The 23,491-nt window shown below is 62.1% G+C and carries 15 protein-coding genes and 1 pseudogene; 5 read left to right on the forward strand and 11 right to left on the reverse strand.

Going from position 1 to position 23,491, the window contains the following annotated elements:
- Positions 1-85 precede the first annotated feature (85 nt).
- The 3 genes from mnmH to U6037_RS19085 form a co-directional block, all read right to left on the reverse strand.
- Complete coding sequence (mnmH, locus tag U6037_RS19075) at positions 86-1,189, reverse strand: tRNA 2-selenouridine(34) synthase MnmH (RefSeq protein ID WP_322844144.1); 1,104 nt, start codon at positions 1,187-1,189, stop codon at positions 86-88.
- Positions 1,189-2,223: a selenide, water dikinase SelD gene (selD, locus tag U6037_RS19080; protein ID WP_322844145.1), complete on the reverse strand. Its 1,035-nt coding sequence runs from the start codon at positions 2,221-2,223 to the stop codon at positions 1,189-1,191. The genes mnmH and selD overlap by 1 nt, the downstream gene beginning before the upstream one ends.
- 193 nt (positions 2,224-2,416) lie before the next feature.
- Complete coding sequence (locus U6037_RS19085) at positions 2,417-12,940, reverse strand: autotransporter-associated beta strand repeat-containing protein (RefSeq protein WP_322844146.1); 10,524 nt, start codon at positions 12,938-12,940, stop codon at positions 2,417-2,419.
- A gap of 513 nt (positions 12,941-13,453) precedes the next feature.
- Between U6037_RS19085 and U6037_RS19090 the strand changes: the two genes are divergently transcribed.
- Positions 13,454-14,413, forward strand: coding sequence for a nucleoside-specific channel-forming protein Tsx (locus tag U6037_RS19090; RefSeq protein WP_322844147.1), 960 nt, complete (start codon positions 13,454-13,456; stop codon positions 14,411-14,413).
- 15 nt (positions 14,414-14,428) lie between these two features.
- On the forward strand, positions 14,429-15,451 hold the full coding sequence (locus U6037_RS19095; protein WP_322844148.1) for a purine nucleoside permease: 1,023 nt from the start codon (positions 14,429-14,431) through the stop codon (positions 15,449-15,451).
- 122 nt (positions 15,452-15,573) lie between these two features.
- Here U6037_RS19095 and U6037_RS19100 read toward each other — a convergent pair whose 3' ends face one another.
- The 3 genes from U6037_RS19100 to U6037_RS19110 all read right to left on the reverse strand — a co-directional run bounded on the left by U6037_RS19100 (position 15,574) and on the right by U6037_RS19110 (position 17,737).
- Entirely contained in the window at positions 15,574-16,530 is a 957-nt protein-coding gene (locus U6037_RS19100) for a zinc-binding alcohol dehydrogenase family protein (RefSeq protein ID WP_322844149.1), read from the reverse strand.
- A gap of 29 nt (positions 16,531-16,559) precedes the next feature.
- Positions 16,560-16,733 carry a DUF1427 family protein gene (locus U6037_RS19105; protein WP_090284580.1) on the reverse strand — a complete coding sequence of 58 codons (174 nt, stop codon included), beginning with the start codon at positions 16,731-16,733 and terminating at the stop codon, positions 16,560-16,562.
- A gap of 221 nt (positions 16,734-16,954) precedes the next feature.
- Positions 16,955-17,737, reverse strand: a complete 783-nt coding sequence (locus U6037_RS19110) for a helix-turn-helix transcriptional regulator (protein WP_322844150.1) — start codon at positions 17,735-17,737, stop codon at positions 16,955-16,957.
- A 136-nt stretch (positions 17,738-17,873) separates the two neighbouring features.
- Here U6037_RS19110 and U6037_RS19115 point away from each other — a divergent pair, with 136 nt between their 5' ends.
- Together U6037_RS19115 and U6037_RS19120 are read left to right on the forward strand one after the other, a co-directional pair.
- A complete protein-coding gene (locus U6037_RS19115; RefSeq protein WP_007919026.1) occupies positions 17,874-18,101 on the forward strand; it encodes a DUF6555 family protein in 228 nt (75 codons plus the stop codon).
- Between the two features lie 39 nt (positions 18,102-18,140).
- A complete protein-coding gene (locus U6037_RS19120; protein ID WP_064117652.1) occupies positions 18,141-18,413 on the forward strand; it encodes a hypothetical protein in 273 nt (90 codons plus the stop codon).
- Positions 18,414-18,438: 25 nt separating this feature from the next.
- Here the strand turns inward: U6037_RS19120 and U6037_RS19125 are convergent, their stop codons facing one another.
- The 3 genes from U6037_RS19125 to U6037_RS19135 form a co-directional block, all read right to left on the reverse strand.
- The gene (locus U6037_RS19125; protein ID WP_322844151.1) at positions 18,439-18,603 is read right to left on the reverse strand and encodes a metallothionein; all 165 of its coding nucleotides are present in this window, start codon (positions 18,601-18,603) and stop codon (positions 18,439-18,441) included.
- Between the two features lie 978 nt (positions 18,604-19,581).
- Complete coding sequence (locus U6037_RS19130; RefSeq protein ID WP_322844152.1) at positions 19,582-20,034, reverse strand: DMT family transporter; 453 nt, start codon at positions 20,032-20,034, stop codon at positions 19,582-19,584.
- A 3-nt stretch (positions 20,035-20,037) separates the two neighbouring features.
- Complete coding sequence (locus tag U6037_RS19135) at positions 20,038-20,523, reverse strand: DMT family transporter (RefSeq protein ID WP_416221685.1); 486 nt, start codon at positions 20,521-20,523, stop codon at positions 20,038-20,040.
- A gap of 113 nt (positions 20,524-20,636) precedes the next feature.
- Here U6037_RS19135 and U6037_RS19140 point away from each other — a divergent pair, with 113 nt between their 5' ends.
- Positions 20,637-21,572 (forward strand): LysR family transcriptional regulator, encoded by a 936-nt coding sequence (locus tag U6037_RS19140; RefSeq protein ID WP_322844153.1) that lies wholly within the window; start codon positions 20,637-20,639, stop codon positions 21,570-21,572.
- Positions 21,573-21,780: 208 nt separating this feature from the next.
- Here U6037_RS19140 and U6037_RS29485 read toward each other — a convergent pair whose 3' ends face one another.
- A complete protein-coding gene (locus U6037_RS29485; protein WP_371924620.1) occupies positions 21,781-22,602 on the reverse strand; it encodes a methyl-accepting chemotaxis protein in 822 nt (273 codons plus the stop codon).
- 84 nt (positions 22,603-22,686) lie between these two features.
- Positions 22,687-23,463: pseudogene (locus U6037_RS29490) on the reverse strand (cache domain-containing protein); the annotation flags it as partial.
- Positions 23,464-23,491 lie beyond the last annotated feature (28 nt).

Here is a 23,491-nt window from a genome sequence, read left to right on the forward strand (position 1 = left end):
AGGCTCGCTCCCACAGGGGATTTGTATTTCACGCAGATCCAATGTGGGAGCGAGCCTGCTCGCGAAGAGGCCAGCCGCCACAACCTCAAACCTTCTGATTCACCCGCTCACGCAGATACTCAAGCACCGCCCCACGCTCCCCGGCAAACTCGATGCGACCGCCCTTCTTCTCGCGCTGAAACACATACATCGGGTCGTAATACTCACGCAGCAACCCTTCGATCCAGCCGCGATGCAAGTCCACCGCGCCGCTGCGCCCCTGCTCCGCCAGCGCATCTTCCATCAACAGCAGCATCCGTCGATGGCGTTCGCCACCCAGCCGCTTTTGCACGTTGTTCAGACTTTCCAGCAGGCGCTCGGAGAACAAGGTGAAGCCTTCCTCACCGTGCACGGCAACAAATTCCGCCGACAGATCCACCACGTAATCACGCAGGATTCGTTCGACGCGATCGTCAAAACCGTCTTCCAGCCAGACCATCGGGTACTGCTGCATGCCCTGATACAGCGGTAGCGGCAAGGCGCAACTGCCCACCACCCGGCTCTCGTCCTCAAGCACAAACTGCGCGATACCCGCGTCGCGCTTCTTGAGAATGTCGATGGCCAGGCGGTTTTCAAAATCGATGTTCGACGGCTGACCGGTCGCCCGTTTGCCGAAACTTGAGCCGCGATGATTGGCGTGCCCTTCCAGGTCCAGGCCATTGCGCAATTGCACCAGCACTTCGGTCTTGCCGGTGCCGGTCATGCCACCGAGCAAGACGAAATCACACTGGGTAATGGCCTGTTCGAGGGTGTCGATGAGGAAGTTGCGCATCGCTTTGTAACCACCACCAACCCGTGGATAGTCGATACCGGCCTCGTCGCGCAGCCATTGCTGGGTGATCTGCGAGCGCAGGCCGCCGCGAAAACAATAGAGATAACCGTCGGGATGGGCGCGGGCAAAATCGGCCCAGGCCTGGATGCGCTCGGCTTTCACCGTGCCCGAGACCAACTCATGTCCCAATTCGATGGCAGCTTGCTGACCGTGCTGTTTGTAGCAGGTACCGATTTTCTGCCGCTCGACGTCGTTCATCAGCGGCAGGTTGATCACGCCGGGGAACGCGCCCTTGTGAAACTCGATCGGCGCGCGGGCATCCATCAGCGGCCGGTCGTTAAGGAAAATGTCACGGTAGTCAGTGCAGTCGCGGAGCATCAAATCACCTCGACTGCGTTCGTCTGTCGCTCAACCAGTTCGCCGATTGGCGCCAGATTCAAGCCCAGTTCAGCGGCGACGGCGAGGAATTCTTCGTTGCCTTCAGGCGTCACCGCGATCAGCAAGCCACCGCTGGTTTGCGGGTCACAGAGCACGCGTTTGTGCAGCTCCTGCACGCGGCCGACCTTGCTCGCATAGCTGTCGAAATTGCGCAGCGTGCCGCCGGGCACACATCCCTGATCGAGGTAATACTCGACGCTGTCCAGACGCGGCACGCGCTCATAAGCGATGCGTGCAGTGAGTTGGCTGCCATCGGCCATTTCCACCAAATGCCCGAGCAGACCGAAACCGGTGACGTCGGTCATCGCCGTGACGCCAGCAAGTTTGCCGAAGCGGCTGCCGGGTTTGTTCAGGGTGCACATCCAGTCGCGGGCCACGCCGACATCGGCGGCGCGCAATTTGCCCTTCTTCTCGGCCGTGGTGAGGATGCCGATGCCCAGCGGTTTGGTCAGGTACAGCAGACAACCAGCGGTCGCGGTGTCGTTACGTTTCATGTGGCGCTTTTCCACCAGGCCGGTGACGGCGAGGCCGAAGATCGGCTCCGGTGCATCGATCGAATGCCCGCCGGCCAGTGGAATCCCCGCCGCGTCGCATACCGCGCGGCCACCGCGAATCACTTCGCGCGCCACTTCCGGGGCCAGCACATTGACCGGCCAGCCGAGAATGGCGATGGCCATCAGCGGATCACCGCCCATCGCATAGATATCGCTGATCGCGTTGGTCGCGGCAATGCGGCCGAAGTCGAACGGGTCATCGACGATTGGCATGAAAAAGTCGGTGGTCGAGACCACACCGCGCTCGGCATCGATCTCGTACACCGCCGCGTCATCGCGCGAGGCATTGCCGACCCACAGTTTCGGATCAAGGTTCTGGGCACCGCTGCCGGCCAGAATCACTTCCAGCACCTGCGGGGAAATCTTGCAGCCGCAACCGGCGCCGTGGCTGTATTGGGTCAGACGAATCGGCTCGCTCATGGGGGAGTCTCAGGCTGTTGATGGGGCGGATTCTAGCAGAGCACGGACGGCCGGACCGAAAGCCAACAGTTCAAAAGATCGCAGCCTTCGGCAGCTCCTACACAAATCGAAATGTAGGAGCTGCCGAAGGCTGCGATCTTTTGATCTTAAAAAAACCGCCCTTACGGGCGGCTAAAAGTGCTTCGACCCTAAATCAGAAGCCAAGGCTGAAGCTGATGGTCATTGCATGGTCGTTGCTGTCGTTCGACAGTTGCCCCGAGTAGCCAACCCCGAGTTTGCCGGTCGGGCTGATCTGGAAGTCGACACCCGCTTCAACAATCGCGCTGTCCTTGGCGATCGGTACGCCTTGGGTGCTGAACGAGGCGCCGCCGTCGATGAAGGTCAGATCAGCGTCAGGCTTGGTGTCACCGAAGGCATGGCGCCAGCCGATCGCCGCGCGTGGGGTGAATTGCCCGCCGTTGGCCAGGGTGATGACTTTGCCGGCACGCACGCCGAGGGTCGAGAAGGTGATGTCCTGATCGGCATCGGCCTCCAGGCGCCCTACTCCGCCTTTCTCCTTGGCTTTGTCAGTGTCGTAGTTGACGTAGGCCAGACCGGCGAACGGCTCGAGGGCAATGCCGCCGGCTTCAATGGTGTAACCGACTTCACCGAACACCTGGGCGCTGCGCGCATCGTAATTGGCCTTCAGGCGGTCGTTGTAGCTGCCGACGCTGACGTTGCGTTTGGTCTCGATGTCGTGCCAGCTGTAAGCCGCGCCGAGGCGCACCGCCAGGGCATCGAACTGCGAGTTGAGGTACGCCGCCAGGTGGTAGCTTTCGACGGTGGCATCCGAGCGACGGTCATGGGCATCGAGGTCGCTGCGGGTGTAACCGGCGGCCATGCCCACGCGCCACTGGTCATCGAGTTGCTTGTCGGTACCGAGCATGAAGCCGCTGAGGTTGCGGTCGAGCTTCGCCGCGTTGCTGTCGCCATCCGACTCGCCCCAGGCACCAAGTGCCCGCGCCCAGCCGACCATTTCGCCGTGGCAACCGTTGCTGCTCAATTGGTTATCACTTGGCGCCAGGGCACGGCGTGGATCATCCGCCGCGCTGCATGACGGTTGGCGCATGCGGTCGTTGACCGCGTCACGTACGTAACGCGAATCCTCGAGGATGGCGCTGGCGGTGCTGGCGTGGATCTCACCCGACAGACTGTCGAAGGCGTTACGCGCGCCGGCGACACTGAGGTTGACAATCTCGTTCTGCAACGCCGCACCGGCCGGGCCGTTGTTCGACAGCGCTGTGGCGGTTCTGAACTGGTTGCCGGTGGCGGCGACATCGGCAAAGGAGTTGCCGTTGCGACTGACCACCAGGTCCACAGCGTTGGTGTCATATACCAGTGCAGTGTTGAGGAATGCGTATTGCGGCAGGTCTGCGGCGCTGAAGGTGCCATTCACCCCACCGCCCGCGGTGATCAGCGAGTACGTGGTGTTGCCGGTGAACGGTGCCAGCGAGTTCACTTGCAAGGCGCCGCCCAGATTTGCCGTGCCGCCGATTGCCAGTGGCGTCGCGGTTGGCGAACTGACCGTCAGCGCCAGCACACCGTCGCTAGCGTTGGTCAGGTTACCGGCCACGCTCAGGGTGCCCGCTTCGGAGCCCGAGGCGACAACGCCATGGTTGACCACCGAGCCGACACTGCCGTTGCCGCTCAGACCGGCACCGTTGGCCACGGTGACTTGCCCACCCAACGAAGCGCGCGCCGCAAGGCTGCCGACTTGCAACACACCTTGATCGACCGCGACCGTGCCGCTGAACGGATTATCACCGGTCAACAGCAAGGTGCCGGTACCGCGTTTGAGCATCGCGCCAAGTCCGCGCAGCGATCCATTGAACTGACCATTGAAGTTCTGCAAGAAGAGCAGCGATGCGTTGTTGAGGATATTGCCCTGCAGGCTGGTGGTATTACCGACCAGCGTACCGCCGCTGACCGTGGTGCCACCGCTGTAGGTGTTGGCGCCGCTCAATACCAGCGTGCCGGAGTCAAGCTTCTCGATACCCCCCGTGCCTACCAGCGGCGCGGAGATTTCCGCACTCGCGCCGGCATTGACCCGCACTGGCGCGAGGCTGCCGTCCGCGCCGTTGACCGGCGTCAGCGAACCACCGGCACCCGGCGTCAGGCTGTAGCCATTGGCGAGGAATTGCAGGCCGGTGAAGTTCTGATTGCCCTGCACGGTGACCGTGCCGCCCTGCCCCCCGAACACCGCAAACTGGCCATTCGAAGCGAGTGCCTGAGTGCCGTTCGGATCAGTCCAGTTGGTGCCTGGCCCCCACACACCGCTACCACCACCAATGCTGCCATCCGGATTGGTTTTACCACCGTTCCAGAACTGCACCTCACCCGGCGTGCCTTGCACCAGCAGATTGATCTGATTGGCGATGGCGGTTTGCAGCGTCAGATTCGCTGCCGACACCGGCAGGCTGCCATACACCAGACCGTTGTCGGTCAGGCTGCCGCCGTAGCTGAACAGTTGATAAACCCCGGTCCCGAAACCGCCGGCATTGCTGATGTTCAGCGTGCCGTCGAGGGTCAGGTTGCCGGCGACGTTGACCGCGGTGGTCGAACTGGTTGCCGAACCGAGGCTGAAGTCCAGATGGGTCCCCGAGGACAGTGCCAGCGAGCCGACCGACAGCGGCGTCGCGGTGCCGCCACCGGCCAGCGTCGCACCGTCGGCCAGTTGCACAGCGCCACCGAGCTGACCGCCACCGCCGATGCCTGCGCCGCTGGCGACGCTGACGTTGGCGCTGTTGAGCACACCGTTGACGATCAGGTTACCGGCCTGCACCGAGGTGTTGCCGGTGAAACTGTTGTTGCCAGTCAGCAGCAATTCACCCGTACCGGTTTTGTTCAGCGTACCGGTGCCAGTGAGGTTGCCGGTATAGCTGCCGTCGGCGTTCTGTTCGAAGGTCAGCGTCGCGTTGTTGACGATCGCACCTTGCAGGCTGCTGGTATCACCGCGCGTCGTGCCGCCGTTCAGGGTGGTGCCGCCGCTGTAGGTGTTGGCACCACTGAGGACGAGATCACCGGCACCATTTTTCAGCAGACTGCCGGTGCCGGTCACCGCACCGATCAGCGTGGTGTTCTGATTGCCGGCGAGGGTCAGTTGCGCGCCAAGGTTGACGGCGTTGGCCAGTTGCAGCGCCGAGGTGCTGTCGAGCGTGCCGTTGCCGGTCACGTTGAGCGCAGCGCCGCTGAGTGCACTGTTGTTGCCGAGAATCAGCGAGCCACCGGCGAGTTGAGTGCCACCACTGTAGGTGTTGCTGCCGTTAAGGGTCAGGCTCGATGCGCCGGCCTTGATCAGGCTGCCGCTACCGCTGACCACGCCGCCGAGGGTCAAGGCATTGGAACCGTCAACGGTCAAGCCACCGTTGACGACCACGTCGTTACCCAGGCTGACGGCCGCATTGCTGTCCAGCGCCGTGCCGTCAGCAGCGGTCAGCACACCCGTACCAAGCGCGGCGTTGTTGCCGACCACGATTTTGCCGCCGTTCAGCGCGGTACCGCCGGTGTAGCCGTTGGCCGCGTTGAGCACCAGCGTACCCGTGTCGTATTTGCCCAGCGTGCCGCTGCCGTTGAGCGCGACACCGATGGTTGCCGTGGCGTTCGGGTCAACCCGCACCGTGGCATTGCCCAGCGAACCGTTGACCAGATTCAGCGAGCCCGCCGTGCCATTCACCAGGCTGTAGCCATCGGTGACGAACTGCATGCCAGTGATGGTTTGTGCGCCATTGACGGTGACCGTGCCGGCCGCGCCCTGGAACACCGCGAAGCTGTTGGTCCAAGCCTGGTTGGTGGTGCCGTTGACGTCGGTCCAGTTGGTGGTGCCGGTGCCCCAGGTGCCGCTGCCGCCTTCGACCGAACCGTTGGCCACCAGTTGATTGCCGTCCCAGAACTGCACGGTGACGCCCGGTGCGGTGACCAGCAGGTTGATCTGATTGGCCAGTGCGGTTTGCAGTTGCAGATCGCCCGGGGTGACGCTGCCCGGCAGTGTGCCGAAGAGCATGCCGTTGTCGGTCAGGCCGCCGGTGTAGTCGATCAGGCGATAGACGCCGCTGCCAAAACCACCGATGTCGCTGACGTTGAGGGTGCCGTCGAGGGTCAGGTTGCCGCCCACGCTGACCAGTGCATTGCCGCCACCGGACACCGGTGTACCGAGGCCAACGTCGAAGTTGGAATTGCCGTTGAACACCAGCGAACTCACGCTCAGCGTACTCCCGGTGACGCCCGCCAGATGACCGCCATCGGCCACCGTCACGGCGCCGGTCAAGGTGCCGCTGCCACCGAGAGTGCCGCCGTTGTTGACCAGCACATTGCCGCTGGCCATTGAGCCGTTGACCTGCAAGGTACCGGCGTTGACGTTGGTGTCGCCAGTCAGGTCGCTGATGCCGCTGAGGGTCAGGGTGCCGCTGCCGAGTTTGCTCAGACCGCCGTCACCGCTGAGGATGCCGGCGAAGGTGCTGCTGACATTATTGCCGCCGAGGCTCAGCGTATTGCCAGTGCCAATCAGCGCCGTGCCGCTGCCTGTCAGGCTGGCGAGGCTGCCGGAAGCACCGAGATTAAGCGCCGCGCCACCCGCGAGATTGACCGTAGCGTTGTTGCCCAGCGCTGCGCCACTCAGTGTGGTCAGGCTGCCGGACGCCACATCGAAGGTGCCGCTGAAGGTGTTGTTGCCGCTCAGGGTCACGTCGGACAGACCGTTCTTGGTCAACGTGCCGGCGCCGGCAATCACACCGCCAAAGGTCAGGTTGTTGTTACCGGCCAGAGCCAGATTGGCATTGACGTTGAGGTTGTTGGCCAGCACCAGAGGCGCGGAATTGTCGAGAGTGGAAGCACCGGCCACGGTCAGCGCGCCGCTGCCCAGCGACGCACCATTGCCGAGAGTCAGCGTGCCGGCATTCAATGTGCTACCGCCGGAGTAAGTATTGATGCCGTTAAGTGTCAGGTTCGACGCGCCGTTCTTGATCAACCCGCCCGCGCCGCTGACCACACCGGCGAGGGTCAGGTCGTTGCTGCCGGTGTTGCTCAGATTGGCGTTGAGCACCACGTTGTTGCCCAGGCTCAGCGCACTGTTGCTGTCCAGCGCCGAGGCGCCCGCCACGGTCAGGTTACCCAGACCCAGTGCCGAGTTGCTGCCGGCGGTCAGCGTGCCCGCGTTGAGCGTGGTGCCACCGAGGAAGTTGTTATTGCCGCTGAGGGTCAGGTTGGCTGCGCCGTTTTTGCTCAGGCTGCCGGCGCCGTTGACCGTGCCGGCCAGGGTCAGATCCGCCGTACCGCCGATGCCGAGATTGCCGGCCAGGTTGACCGCGTTGTTTACCGAAACTGCAGTGCTCGCATCCAGCGTGGTGCCGCCCGCCGCGTTCAACGTGCCCGAGCCCAGCGCCGAGTTCGACGCCAGAATCAGTCCGCCGGCATTCAGTGCTACCGGGCCGAGGAAGGCGTTGTTGCCGCCGAGGGTCAGGTTCGCCGTGCCGGTTTTGATCAGGCCACCGGTGCCGCCAATCACACCGTTGAGGGTCAGTGCATTGCTGCCGACCACGGTGAGGTTGCCGTTGAGCGTCGCCGCGTTGGCCAGTGTCACCGCCGCGTTGCTGTCCAGTTGCGTGCCGGCATTCGCCGTCAACGTACCGGTACCGAGCGCCGTATTGCTGCCGACGATAATCTTGCCGCCGTCCAGTTGCGTGCCGCCGGTATAAGTGTTGGCACCGCCGAGCACCAAGGTGCCTGCGTCGAGTTTATTGAGAATGCCGCTGCCATCGATATTCGCATTGATGGTCGCCGTCACGCCCGGATCAACGCGCAAAGCAGTGGTGCCGCCAGTGCCGTTGACCGCCGTGAGTTGCCCCGCCGCACCGTTGACGACGTTGTAGCCATCGGTGAGGAACTGCATGCCGGTAAATGCTTGGGTGCCGTTCACCGTTACCGTGCCGGCAGTGCCTTGGAATACCGCGAAGTCGCCGGCCCACGGCTGGTTGACCAAACCATTGGCATCGGTCCAGTTGGTACCGACCGCGTTCCACGTGCCGCTGCCGCCATCGACCACGCCGTTGGCGATGGTCTGGCTGCCGTCCCAGTAACGGATGTTGACGTTCGGCGCCGATACTTGAATGTTGATCTGATTGGCCACGCCGGTCTGCACCACCAGGTCGCCGAGACCGTAACCGACCGGCACGCTGGCGACGTCGAGACCGAGATTGGTCAGGGCGCCGGTGTAGTTGAACAGGCGATACACGCCGACGCCAAAACCGCCGGCATCAGTGACGTTGAGATTGCCGTCGAGGGTGAGATTGCCGCCGACGTTCATCAGCGACGCGGTCGACGGTGTGCCCAGTGCCACATCAACGTTGCTGCCGGCGCCGAGCGTCAGAGCGCTCGCCGACAAGGTGTTGCCCGACGACAACGCCAGATGCCCACCGCTGTTGATGTTGACCGCGCCGAGCGCCGAGCCGGTACCGGTCAGGGTGCCGCCGGTATTGACGTTGACTTGCGCACTGCCCAGCGAACCACTGAGATTCACAATACCGCCATCGATCGCGGTGTTGCCGGTGATGCCGTTGATCCCGGTGAGACTCAAGGTGCCGGTGCCGATTTTGACCAGGCCGCCGCTGCCACTGAGATCGCCGTCGAAGGTGCTGGTGACGTCGCCGCTGCCGACGGTCAGCAGGTTGCTGCCGGTCAGTTGCACACTGCCGCTGCCGGTCAGCGCACCGAGGCTGGCGTTGCTGCCCAGATTCAGCCCGGCGCCGGCGCTGATATTGACCCCGGAGGTGTTGCCCAACGCATTTGCGTTGAGGGTGGTGACGCTGCCCGAGACGATGTTCAGTGCGCCGGTAAAAGTGTTGTTGCCCGCCAGGGCCAAGTCCGACAGGCCGTTTTTGGTCAGGCTGCCAGCGCCGTCGATGATGCCGTTCAAGCTCAAATCGTTGTTGCCGGCAACCGTCAGCCCGGCGTTCAAAGTGATCGCGTTGCCGATGCCGAACGATGCACTGTTATCCAGTGTCGCCGCACCGCCGACGATCAACGCGCCGCTGCCCAAACCGTTGGCATTGCCCAGAGTCAGCGTACCGGCATTGAGCGTGGTGCCGCCGCTGAAGGTGTTGTTGCCGTTAAGGGTCAGGTTGGCCGCGCCGTTCTTGATCAGTTGGCCGGTGCCACTGGTGACGCCGCCGAGGGTCAGATTTTGCGTGCCGCCCACGGTCAGCGCGGCGTTCAATGCGACCGCGTTGTTGAGGCTGACCAGCGGCGAGTTGCTGTCCAGCGTTGCGGCGCCTGCGACGGTCAATGCCCCGGAACCCAGCGCCGAACTGTTGCCGACGGTCAGCGTACCGGCGTTCAGCGTGGTGCCACCGAGGTAGTTGTTGGCGGCGTTGAGAATCAGATTGGCCGCGCCGTCTTTCACCAGACTGCCGGCGCCGCTGACCAGGCCGGTCAGGGTCATGTTCGCCGTGCCGCCGACATTCAAGGCACCGGCGAGTGCCACGGCATTGTTCAGGCTGACCGCCGTGTTGGCGTCCAGCGTGGTATTGGCCGCTGCGTTCAACGTACCGGAACCCAGCGCGGTGTTGCTGCCGACAATCAATTTGCCGGTGTTCAACGCGGTGTTGCCAAAATACGTGTTGGCGCCACTGAGGGTCAGGTCGGCAGCGCCGTTCTTGGTCAGCCCACCGATACCGGCGACCACGCCGCCAAGGGTCAGCGCATTGGTCCCGCCCACAGTCAGGGTGCCGGCGAGGTTGACGTTGTTGACCAGCGTCGCGGCGGTACTGGCATCGAGGGTGGTGCCGTTCGAGGCGTTGAGTGTGCCGGTGCCAAGGGCGGTGCTGGAACCAACAATCAGTGAACCGGCATTCAGCGCCGTGGTGCCGATGTAGGTGTTGTTGCCGGTGAGGGTCAGGCTCGACGCGCCGGTCTTGATCAAGCCGTTGCTGCCACTGATCACACCGCCAAGGGTCAGCGCATTGGCGCCGCCTGCGGTGAGGTTGGCGTTGAGGATCACATTGTTGTTCAGCGTCACCGCCGTACTGCTGTTGAGCGTGCCCGCACCTTCCACCGACAACGCGCCGGAGCCCAGCGCGGCGCCATTGCCGACCGTCAGGCTGCCGGCATTCAGCGTGGTGCCGCCGCTGTAGGTGTTGGTGCCGTTAAGAGTCAGATTCGCGGCGCCGTTTTTCACCAGTTGGCTGGCGCCGCTGATCACCCCGCCGAGGGTCAGCGCATTGCTGCCGCCAATGCCCAGGCTGTTGTTGAGAATGACCGCGTTGTTGAGGGTCACCGCCGAATTGCTGTCGAGGCTGGCCACGCCGCCAACGGTGATGTTGCCGCTGCCGAGCGCCGCGTTGGCGCCTGCGGTGATGGTGCCGGCGTTCAGCGCAATGGCACCGAGAAAGGTGTTGGCGCCGTTGAGAATCAGATTGGCCGCGCCGTTTTTGGTCAATCCGCCACTGCCGCTGACGATGCCGCCGAGGGTCAGGTTGGCGCTGCCGCCGACGTTGAGGTTGCCGCCGAGGGAGATCGCGTTGGTCAGCGCCACTGCGCTGCTGGCATCGAGTGTGGTGCCCGCCGCCGTGGTCAATGCACCAGTCCCCAGCGCCGTGTTGGAGCCGACAATCAGCGTGCCGGCATTCAGCGCCGTGCCACCGGAGAACGTGTTGTTGCCGCTGAGCGTCAGGTTCGCAGTGCCGTTCTTGATCAGGTTGCCAGTGCCGCTGACGATGCCGCTCAAGCCCAATGCTTGCGTGCCGCCGATGGTCACGCCTCCCGTCAGTGCGACGGCATTCGCCAATGTCACCGCTGTGGTCGCATCCAGCGTGGTGCCCGCCGCCGCATTCAGCGCGCCGGTCCCCAGCGCGGTGTTGCTGCCGACGAACAGGCTGCCAGCGTTGAGCAGCGTGTTGCCGCTGTTGGTGTTGTTGCCGCTCAGGGTCAGGCTGGCGCTGCCGGATTTGGTGATCCCGCCGGTTCCGGACAACACACCGCCGAGGCTCAGCGCATTGCTGCCGAGCACGTTGAGCGCGCCGGTCATCGCGATGTTGTTGGCGAGGGTGACGTTGGTCGTGCTGTCCAGACTGGTGCCGGCGGCGGTGTTCAGTGCGCCGCTGCCCAGCGAGTTGTTGTTGGTCACCAGCAGGCTGCCGGCGCTGAGGGTGGTGGTGCCGGTGAAACCGGTGTTGGCACCGCTGACGGTCAGGCTGCCCGTGCCGGTTTTGGTCAAGCCGCTGCTGCCGCTGATCAAGCCACCGAGGGTCAGTGCGCCGGTGCCGCTGGCGGTCAATGTGCCGCCGAGGCTGATGGCGTTGGCCAGGCTGATCGTGCCCGGGGCGCTCAATGTTGTCGCACTGGTGACGTTGAGGCTGCCGGTGCTGAACGCCTGATTGTTGCCCAACTGCACCGTGCCGCCATTGAGCGTGGTGTTGCCCAGGTAAGTGTTGGCAGCGCTGAGGCTCAGTTGCCCGGAACCGACTTTGGTCAGACCGCCACTACCGGAAATCACCCCGCTCAGAGTCGTGGCGTTAGTGCCTTGCACCGTCACGCCGCCCGCCCCGAGGGAGATCAGGTTGCTGATGTTCAACCCGGCATTGCTGGCCTGCAGAATCCCGCCGTTGGAGGTGATCACCCCGCTGCCGAAGGTGGCGTTGTTGTTGAACTGGGCGACACCGCCATTGAGCGTGGTCGCGCCGCTGACCAGTGGCCCCTGCAAAGTCCAGGTGCCACTGTTGAGGGTCAGGTTGTTGAAATTGACGTAGGTCGCGCTCGATGCGGTGCCGACACCGGTAGTGCCACCGCCGACGCCAACCGGGTTTTGCAGGATCAGGCTGTTGGTGCCGCCCGCGCCGCCATCCACTGTACCGGTCGGGGCGAAGGTCAAGTTGATATTGACCAGCCCCCCAAGGCCGACACTGATCTGCACGCCGTCACCGACCTGCACCGAAGAACCGGTCACTGCCGTGAAGGTGTTGGTGCTCGCCGCGCCCATCGACACGCCACCGGTAATCGCACCGGCGTTGGTGAAGGTATTGCCCGCCGCCGACGTTTCGAACGCGATCCGGCCATTGATCACACCGGTGCTGCTGTTGGTCATGTTGACTTGCGAGCCGCCGTAGACGCCGATCACCGGGGTATCGGCGAGGGTGATGCCACCGACCGACAAACCGGTCGAGGTGATCGTGCCGTTGTTGGTGATGCTGGTGGTGCCGGCCGCCGCGTTGTTCACGCCGATCGCCAGGCCGTCGATGCTGGTCAGGTTGAGCCCGAGCAGCATGCCCGTACCACGGATGATGCCGCTGGCGTTGTTGAGCACGCTGACGGTGCTCGTTGCGCCGGTGCCGATGAATGCACCGCCGCTCAACACCGAGACCAGGCCAAGCAGCGCCGGATCAATCGTGCCGGAGTTGTTCAGCGAGATGTTCACCCCGGTCAGGTCCATCACATGGCCGCCGAGGGTCGCGTTCATCTGCGCGCCGCTGTTGACGTTGACCGTCAGGCCGTTGGTGGCACTGTTGAAATTGTTGAGAAACAGCGGCAGCGACGGCACGCCGGTACAGGTCACTGTCGAACCCGCCGTGGAGCACGTGGCCAACGCCGGTGCGCTGACGCCGCCGAACAACAGCCCGGCGACACTCAGATGCACAGCAAGGGAAAGTGGGGAAAAACGCGAAACGAGGGCGACACCAAACCTTGCTTCCACGGGCTACTCCTTGTCGTGGCCAATTTCTTCCTTGAAAGCGTGCAAAGCCGTGCTTATTCCACACGCGAATCAAGACTGCGACGGTCATCACAAAACCGTTGATTGGGGACAAAGCTAGTAGACGCCCCGCCATGGGGCACGGATTAAATGGTGTTAATACTTTAATACTAGAGGGGTCTGGAATCAGCGTTTCAGCCCGCAAGCGCTGGTCTTGAGGGCGATACAACACCTGTGGGAGCGAGCCTGCTCGCGAATGCGGTGGGTCAGCTGAGAACTATTTTTCTGATATTCAGCCTTCGCGAGCAGGCTCGCTCCCACAGGGGGACCTCGGCTGTGCAAAACCGTACCTGACCGCCCTATCAACAAATGCACTGAAACCTTCGAAATTTCAGCGCATTGAGAAAACTGGTACGCCTTGTGCAAACGTTTGCGTAACGTCGATACCAACGTTTTCGTAACAAAACCGTACAAGCCCACGGAACACGGGCCTCGATCCGCAAAAAAGGACTTTGAATGCACGCCGCCTCGCCTTTTCGCGCCCCATTTGCGCGCACGTTTGCTGTTTCCTTGCTACTGACCGGCGTTACCGGACTTCTCAGCCAAAGCGCTCTGGCACAACCGGCGCCCGCCGAAGAATCCGCCCAGGGCGAAGCCCTCAGCCCCGAAGCCAGCCCGCCAAAAAAAGGCGCATACCTGTCGGACTGGTACAACCAGGACCTGATGTTGATTGGCAGCAAGGACATCAGCTTCGGCCCGCAACCGGCCGACGATATCTATCTGGAATACGAGTATTTCGGCCGCAAAGGTCCGTTCGAACTGTACGGCTATGTCGACATTCCGAAGATCTTCAACATCGGCAACAGCCACGACAAAGGTGTGTGGGATCACGGCTCGCCAGTGTTCATGGAACACGAACCGCGTATCTCCATTGATTACCTCGCTGGCCGCAGCCTGGCCATCGGTCCGTTCAAGGAGTGGTACGTCGCGTTCGACTGGATCTACGACCACGGCAGCCGCAAAGAGAACCGCGCCAATACGCTCTACAGCGGTTTCGGTACCGACATCGATACGCACTCGCGGGTCAATCTGTCGGCCAACCTCTATGGTCGCTACCAGTGGGAAAACTACGGTGCGAGCAATGAATATTCGTGGGACGGCTACCGCGCACAACTCAAGTACATCGTGCCGATCGACAAATTCAGCAACGGCGCGTCACTGACTTACATCGGCTTCACCAACTTCGATTTCGGCTCGGACATCCACAAGGACAACCCGGCGCGCACCGCCAACGCGACCGTGGCGACCAACGTGCTGCTCTACTCGTTCACCCATTTGCGCTTCACGTTGGTGGGACGTTATTTCCACAACGGCGGCAACTGGGAAGACGGCAGCGAGCTGAATTTTGGCGACGGCAATTTCCGCGCGCGTTCGAACGGCTGGGGTTACTACGCCGGCGTCGGTTATCAGTTCTGAATCAAGGAGTTTTCCATGCAAGCAATGATGCGTTTGACCCTGGCCGGTTTGGCCCTGCTCTCCTCCACCGCGTGGGCCGCCGAGGCACCGATCCAGCCGAAAGTCATGCTGATCACCATGTTCGCCCCCGAGGCACAGCACTGGATCGACCGCCTGGAGTTGAAACAGGAAATCCGCGTGCCGGGCCTGTCCGCCGAGTATCCGAGCATCCGCTGCAACGCGCAGCAGGTGTGCCTGTTGACCACCGGCATGGGCCAGACCAACGCAGCCGCGTCGACTTTGGCGCTGGCCTTGTCGCCGAAATTCGACCTGCGCAAAAGCTACTTCTTGATCGCTGGCATCGCCGGCATCAGCCCGAAACACGGGACCATCGGCACCGCCGCGTGGGCGCATTATCTGGTGGAGTTCGGCACGCAATGGGAGATCGATTCGCGCGATGCGCCATCGAGCTGGCCGACTGGCTATCTGGGCATCAACACCAAGGGGCCGAACGAAAAACCACCGCTGGATTACAAGACTGAAGTGTTCGAACTCAACCCGGCGTTGCAAGCCAAAGCCTTCGCCCTGAGCCACAAGGTCGAGTTGAGCGAGAGCAAGGAATCTGCCGCGTGGCGCCTGAAATATCCGTCGGCCCCGGCCAATCAACCACCGGTGGTGACCCGCTGCGACACGCTGGCCGGCAACACCTGGTTTTCCGGCACGCGCCTGAGCGAACGGGCCGAGGTCTGGACCAAACTGCTGACCGACAACAAGGGCGAATACTGCACGACGCAGCAGGAAGACAACTCGACTTATGAGGCGCTGCTGCGTGCCAGTCGCGAAGGTCTGGTCGATGTACAACGCCTGGCCGTGGTCCGTGCCGGGTCCGACTTTGATCGCCCGGAGCCGGGCGGCAGTGAAGTGGATAACCTGCTCAAGTACGCTGATCAGGGCGGTTTTGTGCCAGCGCTGGAGAATCTTTATCGCGCGGGTAATCCTCTGGTGCAGGACATCCTCAAGCATTGGTCGGCATGGGAAAAAGGCGTCCCGCAATCCTGAGCCCGACACCGATCTACTGTAGGAGTGAGCCTGCTCGCGATAGCGGTGTGTCAGTTTAATCATGAGTGACTGACACACCGCTATCGCGAGCAGGCTCACTCCTACAAGGGTTTTGCGGTGTGTCAGGGGATAAGGATGACCTTGTCGCCACTGCCTTGATTGACGTCGGCGTAGCGCGCCAGGCCATCAGCCAGCGGCGCCTCGACCAACCCTTGCGGCAACGGCAGCGAGCCTTCATCAAAGAACCGCCCGAACTGCTCGAGCATCGCCGCGCAAGCTTCAACGCCATACAGCAGCGAATTGATCCCGACCACCGATCCGCCCTTGCGATACAAGGCCAGCGCCGGCAGTTGCACATGCCCGTCCACCGGCGCAGCGATGATCGCGATCCGCCCAAACGTGGCCAATGCCGCCACCGACGCCGGCAGCCAGAAACCGGTGGTGTCGAAGATCACATCGGCGCCGCCGCGATATACCGCGTTGACCTGCGCGCCGAGGTCTTCCGACTTATCCAGCTGAATCGTCTGATAACCCTGCGCTTGCAGCTCCGCCACCTGCTCCGGGCGTCGCGCGGCTGCCAGCAACCGCGCGCCACGCACTTTCGCCAGGGCCAATGCTGCGGTTGCCACCGCCCCACCGCCGATCACCAGCAAACGCGTGTCGGCCGTTACAAGGCTGCGTTCCAAAGCATCCCACGCCGTGGTGTACGGCACGCCGAGGCTGGCGGCCTGGGTGAAACTCAGGTGCGAAGGTTTGTGCGCCACGCCATTGGCCGGCAGTTTGACGAACCCGGCGTGGGTGCCATCGGCGAAAAAGCCCAGCTCACGGCCGGTGCCCCAGACTTCCTGACCGATCAACGCCTGCGGCCCTTCCACGACGACGCCGGCAAAATCCCGACCGGGAATTCGCGGTAGCGTGGTGTAGGGGAAACGCCCGAGCACGTTCTTCACGTCGCTGGGGTTCAGTCCGGCAGCCTTGATCTGCACCAGCACTTCGTCAGCGCCGGGTGCCGGGGTCGGCACCTCGACGTAGCGCAGGGAAGACAGGTCGCCGGTTTTATCGAATTGCAGTGCTTTCATGGGGACATCCATCGAAGAAGAAAAGGAACTCAGGACAACCAACCGGCGACCAGTTGCCGGCCCATCGGCCACAACTGCTCACCGGCCAGCATGCCAAGCAAACCGACCAGCGCGATGGCTGGTGGCGCCGGAGAGCGAAACTCCAGCGCGCCGTACAACAGGCCGACGCCCAGACCGATGGCCAGCGAGATCAGGTAGTTCATGGGGAGGAACTCCGCCGTTTGAAGGGAATGGGCAGAGTCTAGGGAATCGGCAGGGACGGTATCGGCCAAGCACTTCTGAATTTCGGACAAACCTTTGGAGCCAACACAGTCCATTGTGGGAGTGAGCCTGCTCGCGATAGCGGTGTGTCAGCTGATGCATAGTTGAATGACACACCGCTATCGCGAGCAGGCTCACTCCTACAGGTCTTAGGCCAGTCTGATCATCCGCTGTGAGTCATGAATTGTGAGGGCGCCACGCCCAATTCACGGCGGAACATGTCGCTGAAACTGCTGGGCGAATAGCCGAGCTCCCGGGCAATCACACTCACCGCCACACCCTGAATCAACGCCGCCACCGCCGTCGCCAGTTGCACCTGCCGCCGCCACTCGGCGAAGCCCATGCCGAGGCTGTCCTTGAACAACCGCGCCAACGTGCGCACGCTGGCGCCGGCATTTTCCGCATGCTGCTCGAACGCAATCTCCAGCGACGGCGCCGCCATCACTGCCTGACACAGATTCATCAAGCGCCGGTCGGAGTCATCCGGCATCGGGATCTTCAACTGCGAACGCCTGGCGCGTTTCAGCTCCAGCAAGGCCAAGCCGACCAGCGCTTCGTAATACTCTGGATTGCCGCTGTCGCCCTGCTCCACCAGCCCGACGATCAACTCACGCAGCAAACCGCCGACCTCGATGACCTGCACCGTCTGATCCAGAGTGGCCGCCAATGCCGGGCGCAGGTAGATATTGCGCATCTGCAGATCCGACACCACCCGAATCCCGTGCGGCACGCCTGGCGGCAACCACACCGCCCGCTGCGGCGGCACCACCAGCGCTTCGTGGGGTGTCTCGACCCACATCACCCCGCTCATCGCATACAGCAACTGGCCCCAGACATGCTCATGCGGTTCGATAAACAACCCTCGCGGATAGGTCCGTGCCAACGGTTGCACAGGCACATCGGTATCACTCAGATCAGGGGGTGCGGCAAGGGCCATGGCGAGCATTCATCGGGGTTGACGGAAATCCCATGGTAACCAGTGCGTCATAGCGTCGCCAACGATAGATACCGTCGGACAATCCGAATGAATTTTCCCGGCGCACCGCGATCCCTCTATTACCACAGGGAGGAATACGGGCTTTATGAACAACGCAAAACTCTACGTCATCGAATACACCCTTCACGGCACGCCCAAGTCGTTCATTATCCGCTCGGACAAGATGGACAATACCGAGGCGTGGCACTGGGCGAGCTGCGACGCCGGCGTTGGTCGCATCCCGCGCTTTGGCCGTGAAAAAGTACAGAAAACCAGCAAGCCGATGGCGGAAAAATTCGGCGTCGAAAATGTGGTCTGGCGACCGACCAGCTAAGCTCTGCCCAGCGATCGGCATCATTCGGGGGAATGCACCATGAGCAATATCATCAGCCCGGCGCATCTGGACTACGGCCTCGATACGCTGTTCGGGCGTATCACCAAAAGCGTGGACTGCCGCGTTGGGCTGGAGGCGGTCGAGGATGATCCGTTTCGCTTTGCCCTGAGAGTGCCGGCGCCGCTACCGGAAGACCTCGACCAGGCGAAAACCGTGGTGGTCCGGGTTGAAGGGCGACGGCTGCAAGGCACGGTGCGGCATGCCGAGCGGCTGGATGATGAGAGTCTGAAACTGGAAGTGGAGCCTGATTAGGCTCCACTTTTTTATGCGTCGATCGTTATTTGTGGGCGCATTTACAGCCCTTGGTTGAACATTCTTCGCCGCTTTTGTGGTGGTGGGCGCAGGCTTCGCAGCAATAGTGCTTGCCGTGGACGGCGTACGCATGATCGCCTTCCTTGATTGTGCATTTGCAGTCGGGGCAATCGCATTTTCTATCGGGCATGGGGCAGACTCCTTGGGTGGTGGTTGTCTGGGGCTTGAAGGGCAAGCCTTAATAACCAGTGTAGGAGCTGCCGCAGGCTGCGATCTTTTGATTTTGTTTGGGATTGGGATTGGGATTGGGATTGGGGGCATATCCGTTGCTGCGGGTGCCGCCGCTGGCGGTTTCGCTCTTACAGCGAGTCACCTTTTCCAAACGCCGAAAAGGTAACCCAAAAGGCTTTGCCCCAGCGTACGGCACTTCGCTGAGGATCAGTGTTCCCTCGCTACGGTGTCCATCCGGGGGCATCGCCTACGGTTTGCTTCGCTGCACCTCCTCTCGATGTATGCGGCTACGCCGCACGGCGCTGCGCGCCTACCCCCGGATGAACACCTCCGCTCGGCCTGCCGAAGGGGCTTGAGATCAAAAGCCGAAGCCAAAGCCAGATCAAGATCACAAGCCAGATCAAAAGCCCCTCACCCTAGCCCTCTCCCGGAGGGAGAGGGGACTGACCGTGGTGTTTGGAGAAGGTACGCCGACGTGAAATACCGAGTTGAACGCACATGTTGAAAAGCCCACCAATCGGCTCCCTCTCCCTCGGGAGAGGGCTGGGCGGGCGGCGTTCCGATGAGGGGCGAGAACACCACAAAAACAAAGCCAAGCGCGCCGTGCTCTTCACCACTCAATAGGCCGAGTGTCAGCTCGCCTGCTCTTGATCTTGATCCACGGGCGACGTCGGAAGGCTTCGTTCCGGGATTGATCCGGGGGTGGGAGCGCAGCGACCGTTTGGCGCAGCCAAACACAGCGAGAGGAGGTGCAGCGAAGCAAACCGTAGGCGCTGCGCCCGGATCAATCCCGGAGCGAAGGAACCCCGAGCCCCAGCGAGCGGGCCGCACGCAGGAGCAAGCCTTTTGGGTTACCTTTTCGGCGTTTGGAAAAGGTGACCCGCCGTAAGGGCGGAACCCTGAGCAGCCGTTACCGCAGCAACGGATATGTACTCACTCACCCAGCCTGACGCGAACTCCTATACATAAAAACCAAAGCCACCCCCAAACACACCATCGCCAAAATCCGACTCGAAGAAAGCTCAATCGCCGGATTCCCCAACCAGCCAAAATTATCAATCAACATCCCCATCCCCAACTGCCCGACAATCACCGCCACCGTCGCCACAGCCGTCCCCACCACCGGCACCGCCCCGACCATCACCATCATGTACACCACGCCAAACAGCGCCCCGGTCAACTGCCACTTCGGCACCTGCAAAAGACTCACCGCCTGCGCCGGCTCAAAAAACAAAATCAACAAGCCGGTCGTCAAAGCACCCACGACAAACGTCAACAAACTACTGCGCAACACCCCAACCGACTCGCCCAAACGCCCATTGATCGCCGCCTGCACACTCAACACCGCACCGGCCAACACCACCACCGCCAACAAAATAATCAGACTCATCACTCACCCCCGCGCAATCAAAACCAAAGCCACCACAATCAACCCCAACGCCAGCCAGCGCTCGGCATTGACCTTCTTGCGCGTCGCCCCGAACCAGCCGAAATGGTCAATCAACACACTCTTGCCGACCTGACCGGACAGAATCGCAATCATCGTCATGGCGATGCCGATATGCGGCGTCGCCAGCGTCAACACCACCACATACATCGGCCCCAGAAATCCGCCAATCAACTGCCAGCGCGGCAGATCAGTCAGCGCTGGCCCCTTCTGTGGCCCGGCAAACAACAAAAGTAAAAACAGAATCGCCGAGCCGACCCCGAAGATGCTCAAAGTCGCCCACAGATGCCCGACCTGCACACCCAACGGCCCAAGCAACCCCGCCTCCACCGACAAGCCCATACCCGCCAGAATCACCAGCGGCAGCAACAACAGGCGCAACCCCGACTTCTTCACCGGCGCCGCGACGGCGACCTCATCCAACGTCTGCATAAACAATATTCCACTCAAGTAAACGATGGCGCGGATTATCGGCTGGCGAAGCTGTGCGATAAATGGGAGCATCCGGACAACACTTTTGCGCAATTCGCACAGCAGGACACATCATGCACGGGCTCAACGAACTCGGATTCAAGGCACTCAGGCTGTTTGTGGCCGTGCTCGATCACGGCAGCTTCTCTGAAGTGGCCCGCCGCGAAGGCGTGGCGCCCTCCTCGATTTCCCGGCAGATCCAGTTGATGGAACAGGCGCTGAATCAGCAATTGCTCTACCGCCACACCCGTGCCGTCACGCCCACCGAGGCCGGGCGCATGCTCGGTCACCATGCGCGGCTGGTGCTGGTGCAACTGGAAGAAGCCGAACAGGCGTTGCAGGAACAACAAAGTGAACCCACCGGCCTGGTGCGGATCAACGCCCCGGTGGTGTTCGGCCAGCGGCATCTGACGCCGTGGCTGGGCCAGTTGTGTGCGCGTTATCCGAAGCTGCAACTGGATATCCAGCAGACCGATCACTACGTCGATCCATTGCAGGAAGGTGCCGACCTGCTGTTCCGCATCGGCCCGCTGCACGATTCGAGCATGCAGGCGCGGATTCTCGCGCCGCATCGCTTTCAGGTTGCAGCCAGCCCCGCTTATCTCGAGCGTCATGGCTCCCCGCAGAAACCTGAAGATCTCGCGCAACATCAGTGTCTGGCCTACAAAGGCGCGACCGGCCTGCAGCGCTGGTTTTTCCGCCGCGAGAGCGAGGACTGGACGCCGTACTCGGTGAAAGGCCCGATCACTGGTAACCACGCCGACACCCTTACCCAAGCCGCCGAGCAGGGGTTGGGGCTGGTGATGTTTCCGTCGTGGCTGATTGGTGAAGCGGTGCGCGACGGCACGCTGGTGCCGGTGTTGAGGGAATATCAGGTGTCGAACAGCCTGGAGCCGCAGCAGATTGCGGTGTTGTGGCCGGGGAGCCGGCGGTTATCGGTGAAGGTGCGGACGGTGATTGATTTCTTTATCGAATGCTTTGGTGAAGTGCCTTACTGGGATCGACCTTGAGTCTTTGAAGATCAAAAGCCCCTCACCCTAGCCCTCTCCCGGAGGGAGAGGGAACTGACCGAGGTGTCTTGCGTCATCCATCGACCTGAAAGATTGAGTCGATTATGGATTCGGTAAAGCTGCTTCAGGTCGACGGAGTTCCACAGCATCCCCCAATCAGTCCCCTCTCCCTCTGGGAGAGGGCTAGGGTGAGGGGCTTTTCAAGCGGTCAGATCCGGAACTGACCGACAAGTTTGCCAAGGCGCTGCCCAAGCTCCGCCAGACTACGCGACGTCTGCGCCCCCAACTGCGTTTCATCGGCCACGTTATCCACCGCCACCGCAATCTGGTGCACGCTGCGGTTGATCTCTTCGGCCACCGCCGTCTGCTCCTCCGCCGCGCTGGCAATCTGCGCGTTCATCGAGTTGATCGTCGCAATCAACGATGCCATCGCATCCAGCGAAGCCCCGGCCTGATTGGCCTGCTGCGAAGTGCCGTCACCGGCCTCACTGGAACGGCGCATCGCCTCGACCGCTTGCTGGGTGCCCGCCTGCAAGCGGTCAATCATGCCCTGAATTTCCTGGGTGCTGATCTGCGTACGGCTGGCCAATGCCCGCACCTCATCCGCCACCACGGCAAATCCGCGACCGGCTTCACCGGCGCGCGCCGCTTCAATCGCGGCGTTCAGCGCCAGCAGGTTAGTCTGTTCGGCGATCGAACGAATGACCCCAAGCACACCCACAATCGACGTCACATCCTGCTGCAGGCTGTCGAGCGATACGCCGCTGCTGCGAATGTCATCGACCAAGGCATGAATCTGCTTGATGCTGCCCGCCACCACACGCTTGGCGCTCTGGCCTTCTTCGTCGGTCTGCTGGGCGGCGACGGCGGCGTTCTGCGCGCTTTTGGCGACTTCCTGTGCGGCGGCGGACATCTCGTTGATCGCGGTGGCGACCTGATCGGTCTCGTGACGCTGACGTTCCATCGCCTGATCCGAACGCTGGGCCTGATCGGACACCTGCGTCACCAGCCCAGTAAGTTGCGTGGTCATCTCGGTGATCTGCCGCACCAGGCCATGGATCTTGTCGACGAAGCGGTTGAACGAGCCGGCCAGTTCACCGAGTTCATCCTGGCTGGTGATGTTCAGCCGACGCGTGAGGTCGCCCTCACCCGCCGCGATGTCGTCGAGGTTGGCTTTCATCAGGGTCAGTGGACGCAAAATGGTATTGGCCAGCAGCATCCCCGCCGCCGCGATCACCAACAGCACCACTACTGCCACACCAACGATGCTCAGCACCACGCCTTGCATGCGCTCCTGCACCTGCGCTTCGACCAGAGCCACTTGCGCTTCGATGCCGTCGAGGTTGACCGAGGTGCCGACTGCCATGTCCCACTTCGCCAGGTATTCGGTGTAACCGAGTTTCGGCACCAACACCTGCGCATTGCCCGGCAGCGGCGAGCTGTATTGCAGATAGTGCGTGCCGTCCTTCGCCACACTGACCAGGCCACGGTTGACGTAAACGCCGTTCGGGTCACGGTTGTCCTTGAAGCTTTTGCCCACGCCTTCGGGGTCGTTGGCCTTGAACAGGCGCACGGTCTCGGAGTCGTAGCCGAAGAAGTAGCCGTCCTTGCCGTAGCGAATCCCCGAAAGCAACTTGATCGCCTGCGCCCGCGCATCAACGTCACCCGGAGCGGCCGCGTCGTACAGCGGTTTGATCGTGGTCATGGCCACGGCGACGTAACTTTGCAGAGTGGCTTTGGCATCGCCGAGCAGGCGTTCGCGGGTCTGTTCGACCTCTTTGTGCGCCTGTTCCTGGAGGATGAACAGCGTGGTCAGGCTGATGACCAGCGCAAAGAGCAACACCGGTAGAACGGCAAGGGACAGGACTTTAGCCTTGAGGCTCAGGCGCATTTTTGGGGCTCACTCTTTTGATTTTATT

This window comes from Pseudomonas sp. B33.4 (assembly GCF_034555375.1).
In the GTDB taxonomy this organism is placed as follows: Bacteria; Pseudomonadota; Gammaproteobacteria; order Pseudomonadales; family Pseudomonadaceae; genus Aquipseudomonas.